Origin of the sequence: Rhodopirellula europaea 6C (assembly GCF_000338295.1) — a bacterium.
Classification (GTDB): domain Bacteria; phylum Planctomycetota; class Planctomycetia; order Pirellulales; family Pirellulaceae; genus Rhodopirellula; species Rhodopirellula europaea.
On sequence record NZ_ANMO01000053.1, the window covers coordinates 13,329 to 24,771 of the forward strand.

Genomic DNA, 11,443 nt, shown 5'->3' on the forward strand with positions numbered 1-11,443 from the left:
GAACGTGTTTGTCTTTGCTTTTCTTTCGCGAAGTTGCCTACCTCGCTGCGATTCCAATCCCCTTCCTGTATGCGGTATTGGCGCTGACGAACAACTTGGAAGTGCGATCTCGGGCAACCTCGTTGCGAGGGCATGCGACGCATCGACTTGCGGGCGGTTGATCTAATGAGGCGTACCGCGTCAGCGGCGGTCAACAAGACGCCAACCGGGGCTGATGCCCATCGGCTAATTGTTGTCATTCGGTATACGTGACCACGCAAGTTGCTAATTCAAGCGTGCGTGGATGTGAACGCAGGTGGATCACTGGCGGGAAAGCTCTCGTCGCTTGCCTCGTCGATCCAATGGTCTTCGATGTCATGGACCATATCCGATTGCCACTTCACGGCCAAGTGAGCCGCCTCCGCTACTTTCGTGAGCAGCTCCGAATATCGATGAGGTGGTTCGCTGGACGCAAAAGCGTGAGCCTGCGATTCAAAAATCTTTTCCTCGGATTTGTCATTGGCAAGCGTGCACGCACAACCATGAACACGTTTGCAAAGGGACCGCCATTCGGACTGAATAAATGGATCGTTCATTGGATACCTCGCAATTGAAGTGCAGATTCTCGGCTGATACGCAAAGCTTGAGCCATTCGTCGAATCATGCGCCAATGACTCAAATGTGGCTTTTGAGTCAAGGTTGCGATGGCGACTGAGCGTATGCGGACAGTGAATGTGCGATGGCGCACGGGATGTGACAGTGTCGACGCTCAATCATGTCAACCTTCCCTCAAGAAACCGATCGTTCGGGGTTGGTCCCTGGTTTGCGTTTTGGACTCCAGGCTTTCACTCTGTTTCTCCAACCGGATTCCAAGCATGTCGATGGCACGTTCCCATACTTGGATTCCAAGATGAATGCCTGGCAAAGAGCCGAAGGTTCGCCGTTCCCACTCGGTGCAAGTTGGATTGCGGAGGAGTCTTCCTTTAATTTCTCGCTCTATTCGCGACATGCCACCACGGTGCATTTGTTGCTGTACCGGAAGGATGATTTAGTTCATCCAGCTCGTGAAGTGAAGCTGAACTACCTATTCAATAAGTCGGGACCCATTTGGCATTGCCGCATTCATTGTGAATCATCCGATGACTGGGCTTACTATGCCTATCGAGTTGACGGGCCGGCGCCGCAGGGAGGTTACGACTTCCATGATTTTGACTTTCAAAAAGTTCTTTTGGACCCCTTTGCAAAAAGAGTCTTTTTTCCGGAGTCATTCTCTCGAGAAGCTGCCCGGCGGCCCGGTTCCAACGAAGGTCAAGCCCCGCTTGGGATACTCCCCAATCAATTCTGTGAATTTGATTGGCAGGACGATCGGATTTCGCGTCATGGAAGCGATCTTGTGATCTACGAGATGCATGTGCGGGGATTCACCAAGAACCCAAACTCTGGAGTGCCTGAAACGCGTCAAGGCACATTTCTCGGTGTCGTCGACAAAATTCCCTACCTCGTGGAATTGGGCGTGACCGCGGTCGAGTTGATGCCGGTGTTTCAGTTCGATCCAGACGACGGAAACTACTGGGGGTATATGCCTCTGAATTTTTTCTCGCCGCACCACGCATATTCAACGAATCCATCGGCTTGCAATCAAAGAGACGAGTTTCGAATGATGGTGAGGGAGCTGCATGCGGTGGGCATCGAGGTCATCTTGGATGTCGTCTACAACCACACTTGCGAAGGCGATCACCGCGGGCCAACGTACAGCTGGAAAGGGATCGACAGCAGCACCGCGTACATGATGACGGGCAATGCGAACACTCCGTACGCCAATCACAGTGGTACGGGGAACACGATGCACACGGCCAACCGAGCGATTCGTCGGATGATCGTCGACAGCTTGCGATTCTGGGATTCGCACATGCATGTCGACGGATTTCGTTTTGATTTGGCATCCGTCTTTACCCGAAACAGTGATGGTTCCATCAACTTGGATGATCCACCCATCGTCAGTGAAATTGGCACCGATTCAGACCTTTGTGACGATCGGTTGATTGCTGAACCCTGGGACGCTGATGGCCAGTTTCAGCTGGGGAAGAAATTTCCCGGGCAGCGATGGATGCAGTGGAATGCTCACTACCGAGACACTATGCAGCGTTTTGTCCGCGGTGATCGTGGCATGGTTCCCGACTTGATGACGCGTTTGTACGGCAGTTGCGATTTGTTTCCCGATGATCTGCGTCATGCGTTGCAGCCCTCGTTGAGCGTCAACTACATCACATCACACGACGGCAGCACCATGTACGACTTGACGGCCTACAACGAAAAACGAAACTGGGCGAACGGGCACAATAATACCGACGGAGCGAAGGAATACAGTTGGGATTGTGGTTGGGAAGGAGACGAAGAAACGCCATCCGAGATCTTGCAGATTCGCAAACAACAAGTCCGCAACTTTTTCTGTTTGCTGATGCTGTCCAATGGAACTCCGATGTTCCGGATGGGGGACGAGTTTCTTCAAACCCAACGTGGGAACAACAACCCGTACAACCAAGACAACGCGACGAGTTGGTTGGACTGGGATCGACGTGTTGAGCATGCGGATATCTTCGAATTCGTCCGCGAAATGATTGCCTTTCGTAAGTCCCATCCGTCGATCAGCCGTTCGCGTTTTTGGCGAGGTGATGTGCGATGGTACGGAACGGGGCACTTGGTCGATATGTCCTCCGAATCGAGACAACTTGCATACTGTTTGCATGGCGAATCGCAAAGCGACAAGGATATCTATGTCATGATCAATGCGGGATCCGAGTCGATCGAATTCGGGATCCAAGAGTGGGCGTTTGAAAAGTGGCGGTTGGCTGTCGACACGTCGTGCACGTCACTCAGTGAGCTTGCCAGCAGGCCTGAGAGCCAATGCGTTGTTACTCCCGCATGGAATTCACCCGCTCGATCCGTTTGTGTTTTGGTTGAACGTTAAACTTTTACATGCCTCGCTCTCGCTTGCCTGCTTCTTGATAGAGTCCCCTGGCGGGCTGTTGATTTAGTTGTATACCGAATGACAACAATTCGCCGATTGGCGACAGCCCCGGTTGACGTCTGATTAACCGCCGCTAACGCGGTACGGCTGGCTAAAATAGCAGTACCGCTAGGTGCTCGTCTCTCGAGTCAGTCATTTTGGACAGCATTACGCCGGGAGGATCTATCGTGGCGTCACGAAGGTTCACCTGCATCGGACGACGCACAACAACCGCCAGGCAAAAAATATGAACAATCGTTTGCAACTGGGAATCGCCGGGCTTGCTGTTTTTGCAATCGCCGTTCACCTGTGGCTGCGTTTTGGGTTGGCGTTGGACGGGCATGTCGCCGGCGTCGCGATGCGTGACTGGCCGTTGGTGCTCGCTCTCCTTTTTGGCGGCGTTCCGTTGGTATGGGAATTGTTGGTCAAGCTATTTCGAGCCGAGTTTGGATCGGATTTGTTGGCCGGCATCTCGATCGTAACTGGTGTGTTGCTCGGCGAATATTTGGCAGCCACGATCGTTGTCTTGATGCTTTCCGGTGGGGAGGCATTGGAGTCCTATGCCGTTCGCAGTGCATCGTCGGTGCTTCGTGCGTTGGCCAATCGAATGCCATCCATCGCGATTCGACAGGTTGGGGACACGACAGAAGAAATTTCTTTGGATGAGATCGCTATCGGCGACATCGTGTTGATTTTGCCACACAAGGTTTGTCCGGTGGATGCAACGGTGGTGTCTGGTCACGGTGCCATGGACGAGTCGTATCTGACTGGTGAACCGTATCGGATGTCCAAGACGCCGGGTTCGCTGGTGCTCTCCGGCGCAATCAATGGCGACTCGGCACTGACGGTCCGCGCGGACAAGCGCGCGGTGGATTCGCGTTACGCCAAGATCATGGAAGTGATGGAGGCGTCGCAGCAGAACCGTCCTAAAATTCGACGGCTCGGGGATCAACTCGGTGCCTTCTACACACCACTTGCGGTATTGATTGGCGTGGCGGCGTGGGTGGTCAGCGGCGACCCGTTGCGATTCCTTTCTGTGATGGTGGTGGCAACGCCGTGCCCTTTGTTGATTGCGATCCCCGTTGCGATTCTCGGTGCCATTTCTTTGTCGGCTCGACGCTCGATCATCATTCGTGATCCGTCCGTTTTGGAGCAAGTCGATCGATGCAAGACGATGATCTTCGACAAAACGGGAACGCTGACATACGGGCGTCCCAAATTGGTCGAGCAAGTGGTCGATCCCGATCAGGACGCGTCCCGCGTGTTGACTTTGGTCGCCAGCCTCGAACGCTACTCGAAGCATCCGTTGGCGGAAGCAATCGTTTCCGCAGCAACCCAAGACGGAAGTTCGTCTTCTGGTGCTTTGCTCAGCGTATCCGAAATCAGCGAACCTCCAGGCGCTGGACTGCGCGGCATCGTCGATGGTCACGAGATGCAGATCACCAGTCGCAAGAAGTTGCTTGCCAAAGGCGATGAGTGGGCGGAACGATTGCCCGAACAATCCGGCGGTTTGGAATGCGTCATTCTGATCGACGGGAAGTACGCGGCCACCTATCGGCTGCGAGATTCACCGCGAAAGGAAGGCCATTCGTTTGTCGATCACTTGGATGATCGCCATGGTGTCAATCGAGTTGTCTTGCTGTCGGGGGATCGCACCTCGGAAGTCGAATATCTTGGCAAGCAAGTCGGCATCACCGAGTGCATGGGCGATCAAAGTCCCGAAGACAAACTGCGTTTTGTTACCGAGCAAACCAAGACTTCCAAAACCGTCTTCGTCGGTGATGGAATCAATGATGCTCCCGCATTGATGGCGGCAACGGTCGGAATCGCGTTTGGGCAAAACAGTGACGTAACAACCGAAGCAGCCGGCGTGGTGATTTTGGATTCGTCCCTCGCACGTGTCGATGAGTTGATGCACATCAGCCGACGGATGCGACGAATCGCTCTTCAAAGTGCCGTCGGCGGCATGACGCTTAGCGTGATTGGTATGTTGATCGCCTTTGCCGGCTATTTGCCGCCTGTTGCGGGCGCGATTACGCAAGAAGCGATCGACGTGGTGGCGGTGCTGAACGCGCTGCGAGTTGCTTGGGCACCAAAGTCTTTGACTGACTTTTGACGTCTCTGGATCGGCAATCGATCTGCCAACTCCGTAGCCGATGGAGGCCCTCCGTCGGCAAAACCATTTTTGCAATGCAGGAGATTACTGAGTCAATTCATGGGCTCGTGTTTGATGGTGAGTCCGACCGCTTGTTGGGATTGTTTGCGCTCGAGCCGACGGAGAGCCTCCATCGGCTACATGTTTGCTAGCGGGTGATTGCGGCGGTTTGGAGACGAACACTGAGAATCGCTTGGTGGGTGACACAGTGTGAAAAGAAAACTGTGGTCTCAGCTTCAACGAAAAAGCGGCGGGCTCTTGGGGAGAGCCGCCGCTTAGAGTGTTCACTTTGCTTGATGAATCAAACGCTTTGCTTTAGTTCGCGTTGCGGTTGATTGGCTCTTCAACGACGAAGGCCTTTGGGAAGTCGGCGGCATCGGAACCACCTTGTTCTGACCAACGTTTGTTGTTGGATCCGCCGCGAGGTTGATTCATGGGGATGTCCATTCCTCCCTCGTCACCGAGCATTGCGTAGAGCTGGTCTTCCATCTCTTTGGCAACCGATTTGTAGTCCGGGTCGTGAATTAAATTGTTCAGCTCGTCAGGATCAGTCTGCAAGTCATAAAGTTCGTCGGTGTCCCAAAGCCCGTAGTAGGTGATGTATTTGAAACGGTCACCACGCAAGGCAAACTGGGTCGGAGTTTGTGGGAAGTTCTTTTCCCAGTAGTACACGTACAAGAAGTACTTGCGCCAGTCGGCGTCGCGATCGTTGGGCAAGTCGAGGAAGCTTTGGCCGTCCATGTATTCCGGTGCTTGCAAACCGGCAGCGTGCAAGATTGTCGGGCCGACGTCGATGTTTCCAACCACGTTCTCGATCGGTTTGCCACCGTCGAATAGGTTGGGGCACTGCATCAGCATCGGAACGCGAATCGAGGCTTCGTAAGAAACACGTTTGTCGATCAATCCGTGCTCGCCCCACATGAATCCGTTGTCACCCATGTAGATGATAAGCGTGTCATCGTGGATGCCCATATCTTTGAGTTGTTGCAGCACGCGACCAACGCTGTCGTCAACGGCCAGCACCGATTCGCAATAACGACGGTACAGATAGTCCAGGCCCTTGTCGCTGTGGTACGAGAAATCGATCCCGTGCCAGCTGTTCTTTTGATCGCGAACCCAGCGAGGTGTGTTCTTGTCAGCGGACAGTTCTTTGCCGGTTGGCAAAAAACTGAGGTCTTCATCCGCATAACGACCTTGGTGTCGTTCGGCGGGAGTGAAGTTGGAGTGGACCGCTTTGTGAGACAGGTAGAGGAAGAATGGTTTGTCGTCGTCGCGTTCCTTCAACCAGTCCACTGCGTAGTCGGTTAGCTCGTCAGTGATGTAGCCCTTTTGCTTGACTCGTTCGCCATTGACGTTGAGCGTGTACTTGGGGCCGGGCGGCAAGTAGTTGCCTTGACCGCGGAAACTGACCCAGTGGTCAAAGCCCGGTCGTGGGTCATCGTGATGCCCGCCCATGTGCCATTTTCCGACAAAGGCCGTGTCGTATCCGGCTCGTTGCAAATACTGCGGGAAGAACAACGTGCCGTCGGGTACCAAGCGGTTGTTGTCGATCACCCGGTGTTTGTGGGTGTATAGGCCGGTCAAGATGGACGCGCGGCTGGGCGAGCACAGGCTGGTCGTGACAAAAGCGTTCTTGATGTGCGTGCCGTTGGCCGCGATCGAATCCAGGTGCGGGGTTTCCAAGAAAGGGTGGCCAGCGCAACCCATCGCGTCGAAACGATGGTCATCTGTCAAAATGAAGACCACGTTGCGTGACGAGATTCCATCACGTTTGGGCGTTGGAGGAAGCTCGTCGGCAGCTTGTCCAACGGATCCACTGAAGGCCACGCATAGCAACGCGGCGAGAAACGGGCGGACTTGTGAAAGTGCAGTTCGCATGTTCAACAATTCTTTGGGGCGGGGATGTGGGGGAGGCCGCCATTGTAGTCGAATTGCGGGGCGAACTTCGCTGGCACCAACGCGAAATTGTTGCGGATCCATGCGGGCCCGCGCGATGATCGGCAGAAATGCAGTTGGCAGGCTGGGACGGATGCCAAAACGTCACCCGTTATTGATTCGCGGCAGCGTCCCAGATCGCTTGGTCTGCTTTTTGAATGATCGGTTCGAACTGCTCAATCTCGACCGCATTGTTGCCTTGTTCGTGTTTGCGAAACAGGAACAAGTAGGTCTCGTTTTGAGGTCGATAGCGATGGAAGAAGAACTCGTTTTTGCGAGCGATCGCTTCCAACAACAGTTCCCGTTCGGGGCTATCGGTCGAATGGTTCGCTGTCGTTTGATTCGATTGTCCAGTCGCGTCTTCTTGCGTTGGTTCTTCGAGCAGAGCATTCGCCAGAAGTGTTGCCAATTGGCGGTAGCCGACTTCGTTGGGCAGCATGCGATCTTCCGTCAATTGTTCATCGGAAGGTTGCCATTGCAATTCGACCAGTGCCAATGATTGGGCTCGTGCAACGTCTCGAAGCATTTGCTCGAACGCTTCCAGTCCGGCCTTGTAATTTGGGCGTCGGTCACCGGGCATTGCAACGGGAGTGAGCAAGATGACTCGTGTTTGTCGCTGCTTCAGGTCATCCACCAAGCCCATCAAGTCGGCTTGGATTCGTTCGGAGTTTTCAGCGTACTGACCAGCTTCGGATTGTCCGTACCAGATGAGAGCAACGGTAGGATTGGCTGCGTCGATGTCAGCTAAACGCCGGGCTCTTCCGGCTTCGACGGTGTCGAAACGTTTGCGAGCGATGGCCGATACCGTGTCCCCGGACCAACCTAAATTTCGGATCGACAATTTCCAATCAGGACGTTGTGTTTGCAGGGCAGCTTCCAATTCGTCGCGAGGTTGCATGCGTTCGACGAAAGTGCCACCGATGATTGCCACACGGTCGTTAGGGCGAAGCAGCGAGTTGCCTTCTCCGGCCATCGAAGTGCTGCCACACGCTCCGATAAGAAACGCGAATAAAACGACCGCCGAAATCTTCTTAGTCATGGCACCTTCCTCTGTGTCCAATTCGTCTTTGCCTCGCACGAATCGATACAAGCATCCACCCGCGATCGCACCCACAATGGGAGCGGTCAAATACAACCAGAGCAGATTGTAGTGGCTCGACATCACGGCGGGACCCAGGCTGCGAGCCGGATTCATGGACGCTTTGGTGAGCGGCCCGGCAACGAACGCTTCCATCGCGATCGTGGCGCCGACCGCCAAGCCTGCGGTGATCGATTTTTCTTTTGCGCCGGTGGAGACGCCAAGCACGACCCACATCAAGATCGTCGTCATCATGAATTCCACCGCCCAAGCCGATCCCGTTGGCAACGATGCCATCGTGGCACCCAGCTTGACGTCATCCACTCCGAACACAATTCCTAGCGAACCGGCAGCGAGCAACGCGCCCACGCACTGTGCGACGACGTACGCAGCGGCGTCAACGACCGGAAAACGGCCGACGCTGGCAAAAGCGATCGACACAGCGGGGTTCATGTGCGCCCCCGATAGATCGCCGATGGAATAAATCATCGTCATCACGATCAGGCCCCAAACCGTTGCCACACCGACGTGAGTCAGGAGGCCAGTTTGGTTGTCGACAACCATCGCACCGCAACCGATCAGCACCAAGCAATAGGTGCCAATGACTTCGCAAACGCATCGTCGAGTCAAAGAGAGTTGCATCGTGTGGAATCAAGCTCGGGTGGTCGGGAAGGGAACAACTTCTTCGATGGAATGGGCGTCGACACGCAGCATCAGCAATCGATCGATGCCGAGCGCCACGCCGCTGCATTCAGGCAATCCTTGCCGCATTGCACGCAACAAGGTTGTCTCCACGGCCAAAGCTGGGCGGCCGTGGGCCAATCGAATTCGATTGTTGTGCTCGTAGCGTTTTTTTAGCTCGTCTGCGTCCAGCAATTCGTCGTAGCCGTTGGCGAGTTCAACCCCACGATAGAACAGTTCGAAACGTTCGGCGCACTGCGGATCATCTTGGCAAGGTTTGGCAAGCGCGGCTTGGGTCAGCGGGTATCGAGTCAGGATGGTGGGGGCGTCGTTTGCGAAAAACGGTTCGATCCGCTCGCTCAACAAAACGTCCAACAGAGCGTCGCGATCAAGGCCGATCGACTCAGCGAGCGATGTGTCCAGTTCATCGACCAGGGCATGCAGGTCAACGATGGGTGTTTCAATCGGATCGAAGCCGAGATGTTTCTCAAACGCTTCGCGGTAGGTCACTGTTTTGTACGGAGGCGACTGGAGCACTTCGACGGCCAAGTCGCCCAGCAGCTTGATTGCGGACGCTGCATCGCCGCCGACCTCGTACCATTCCAGCATCGAAAATTCGACGTTATGCCGAGTCCCGGTTTCGCCTTTTCGAAACACCGGGGTGATGGCATAGATCGAGGGAGCCCCCTCGGCCAGCAAACGCTTCATGGCGGATTCGGGAGACGTCTGCAAATAGAACTTTGCTGGCGAATCAGGCTCGCTGACCAGTCCCACCTGAGACGCTTCGACTTCGATTGGATCCAGAAACGCGTCGACAACGCAGTCGCGGCTGAGGCAAGGCGGTTGGACCTCGATGAATCCTCGGTCGTCAAAGAATCGCCGAATTTCGCGGAGCATTTCGGCTCGTTGTTTCAGCCGAACCGCCAAATTCGTTTTGGGCGGTGCGTTGATCTTGTCCGCGGCCGTTTGATCGCCATCCAAAACTTCGGCAGCGGTCACCTCGAGGGCCGAATCGGCATCGGTTTCAGATGAGAACGCGGGTGGATCGGGCATGGACGTCAGGCGAATAGAGGCTGGCAAGTGGCAAAAGTGGCGATCCAACGGCCAAGGATACGCTCAATGCGAGCGTTCTCCACCCGGTTAATCGTGGATCAGACCCCAAGAATATGGGCATACGAAGAACAATTACATAACCGTTACACGCTTTTACACTACACGTGACGTCGAAACTGCCCCGCGTTGCTATTCTTCCGGCGGAAACGAGACGTCGGTCAGTTTTTGGCTGCGTCCCACGACTTATTTAACGCACCACGAGACCAGGATCGTTCTCTGATGTCGACCGTTGTTGAACCCACCAAAAACCGTGCCCCAAGCAAGAGCGAGGGCAACGCTGACCAACCCAACACCCACGTAGCTGAATCCACGACGTTGGACTTGCCTCAAACAGGCGAAAAGCTGCGTTTGGATCAACCTCAAGCCGAAGACGCCGACGGTTTCTCGTCGCTGGTCGCTCAAAAGGCCGCCAAGAAACGCGATTTGGCCAAACCCACCAAAGCTGACCGAGTCCGAGCGTCCAACATCAGTTGGTGGGCCGTCGGATGGTTGGCGATGGCTCACATCGTTTGCTTGGCCGCACCGTTCACGTTCACCTGGACCGCTTTGATCACCGCCGTGGTGTTGCACTGGGTCGCTGGCAGCCTTGGGATTTGCCTCGGCTACCACCGTTTGCTAACGCACACCGGCATGAAAACCTACAACTGGGTCCGATACACGTTCGCCGCGATTGGCTGTTTCGCTGGCGAAGGCTCGCCGCTTGATTGGGTCGCTGACCACCGCAAACACCACGCTCACAGTGACCTCGAAGGTGACCCGCACTCGCCTCACGATGGTGGTATCTGGAGTCACATTTTCTGGCTCGCATTCCACACTCACAACGGTGACCGTGACGCTTACCTGACTCGCTGGGTTCCCGACCTGTACAAAGACCCAGCGATGCGGGCTTTTGACCTGTTGTTCCTGCCGATTCACATTGTCGCTTCGTTTGCTTTGCTCGGCATTGGCTACGCCTTCGGCGGTTGGGAACTCGGCATCTCGATGTTGGTTTGGGGTATGTTCGTTCGCTTGGTCGCTGTTTTGCACGCGACTTGGATGGTCAACAGTGCATCGCACATGTGGGGCTACAAGAATTACGAAACCACCGATGACAGCCGCAACAATTGGTTGGTTGCGATCGTGGCTTACGGTGAAGGCTGGCACAACAACCACCACGCTTACCCACGTATGGCCAAGCACGGTCACAAATGGTGGGAATTCGACATCACTTGGCAAGCCATCAAGCTGCTTCGAGCTGTTGGGCTGGTTTGGGACGTGGTTGACTACCGCACCGTTGCTGAAAAGAAAGCTCGCGACGCAAAGCAATCCGTCGCAGCTTAGTGCTAGGGCGTTGGATCCGACTCGGTCCGATCCACCGCGAATCGAAGCCAAAACACAAAAAGCCGACCTCTCACGAGGCCGGCTTTTTTCGTGCGCTGACACCATTCGAGTTAATTGGAATGTTTGGGTTTGGCCCCGGGAGTCTGTGATTTGCGACGCAGCAACGGCGAGCACC

Annotated in this window: 8 protein-coding genes; 4 read left to right on the forward strand and 4 right to left on the reverse strand. The window is 54.9% G+C overall.

Going from position 1 to position 11,443, the window contains the following annotated elements:
- The first annotated feature begins 8 nt into the window (after nucleotides 1-8).
- Complete coding sequence (locus RE6C_RS32105; RefSeq protein ID WP_160167184.1) at nucleotides 9-161, forward strand: hypothetical protein; 153 nt, start codon at nucleotides 9-11, stop codon at nucleotides 159-161.
- Between the two features lie 108 nt (nucleotides 162-269).
- Here the strand turns inward: RE6C_RS32105 and RE6C_RS04595 are convergent, their stop codons facing one another.
- Nucleotides 270-575, reverse strand: coding sequence for a hypothetical protein (locus tag RE6C_RS04595; protein ID WP_008654323.1), 306 nt, complete (start codon nucleotides 573-575; stop codon nucleotides 270-272).
- 314 nt (nucleotides 576-889) lie between these two features.
- Here RE6C_RS04595 and RE6C_RS04600 point away from each other — a divergent pair, with 314 nt between their 5' ends.
- The gene (locus RE6C_RS04600; RefSeq protein WP_173401768.1) at nucleotides 890-2,947 is read left to right on the forward strand and encodes a glycogen debranching protein; all 2,058 of its coding nucleotides are present in this window, start codon (nucleotides 890-892) and stop codon (nucleotides 2,945-2,947) included.
- Between the two features lie 286 nt (nucleotides 2,948-3,233).
- A complete protein-coding gene (locus tag RE6C_RS04605; RefSeq protein ID WP_008654327.1) occupies nucleotides 3,234-5,102 on the forward strand; it encodes a heavy metal translocating P-type ATPase in 1,869 nt (622 codons plus the stop codon).
- Nucleotides 5,103-5,456: 354 nt separating this feature from the next.
- On the opposite strand, the gene RE6C_RS04610 is transcribed toward RE6C_RS04605, so the two are convergent.
- The 3 genes from RE6C_RS04610 to epmA all read right to left on the reverse strand — a co-directional run bounded on the left by RE6C_RS04610 (nucleotide 5,457) and on the right by epmA (nucleotide 9,888).
- Nucleotides 5,457-7,019, reverse strand: a complete 1,563-nt coding sequence (locus RE6C_RS04610; protein WP_052034920.1) for a sulfatase family protein — start codon at nucleotides 7,017-7,019, stop codon at nucleotides 5,457-5,459.
- 169 nt (nucleotides 7,020-7,188) lie between these two features.
- The gene (locus RE6C_RS04615) at nucleotides 7,189-8,796 is read right to left on the reverse strand and encodes an aquaporin (protein ID WP_008654330.1); all 1,608 of its coding nucleotides are present in this window, start codon (nucleotides 8,794-8,796) and stop codon (nucleotides 7,189-7,191) included.
- A gap of 9 nt (nucleotides 8,797-8,805) precedes the next feature.
- Complete coding sequence (gene epmA, locus RE6C_RS04620; RefSeq protein ID WP_008654331.1) at nucleotides 8,806-9,888, reverse strand: EF-P lysine aminoacylase EpmA; 1,083 nt, start codon at nucleotides 9,886-9,888, stop codon at nucleotides 8,806-8,808.
- A 279-nt stretch (nucleotides 9,889-10,167) separates the two neighbouring features.
- On the opposite strand from epmA, the gene RE6C_RS04625 reads away from it, so the two are divergent.
- Nucleotides 10,168-11,268 (forward strand): acyl-CoA desaturase, encoded by a 1,101-nt coding sequence (locus RE6C_RS04625; RefSeq protein WP_008654334.1) that lies wholly within the window; start codon nucleotides 10,168-10,170, stop codon nucleotides 11,266-11,268.
- Nucleotides 11,269-11,443 lie beyond the last annotated feature (175 nt).

Coding starts and splice junctions, on each gene's coding strand:
- RE6C_RS04595 (WP_008654323.1), bottom strand. CDS start 575: ATGAACGATCCATTTATTCAGTCCGAATGGCGGTCCCTTTGCAAACGT.
- RE6C_RS04600 (WP_173401768.1), top strand. CDS start 890: ATGAATGCCTGGCAAAGAGCCGAAGGTTCGCCGTTCCCACTCGGTGCA.
- RE6C_RS04605 (WP_008654327.1), top strand. CDS start 3,234: ATGAACAATCGTTTGCAACTGGGAATCGCCGGGCTTGCTGTTTTTGCA.
- RE6C_RS04610 (WP_052034920.1), bottom strand. CDS start 7,019: ATGCGAACTGCACTTTCACAAGTCCGCCCGTTTCTCGCCGCGTTGCTA.
- RE6C_RS04615 (WP_008654330.1), bottom strand. CDS start 8,796: ATGCAACTCTCTTTGACTCGACGATGCGTTTGCGAAGTCATTGGCACC.
- epmA (WP_008654331.1), bottom strand. CDS start 9,888: ATGCCCGATCCACCCGCGTTCTCATCTGAAACCGATGCCGATTCGGCC.
- RE6C_RS04625 (WP_008654334.1), top strand. CDS start 10,168: ATGTCGACCGTTGTTGAACCCACCAAAAACCGTGCCCCAAGCAAGAGC.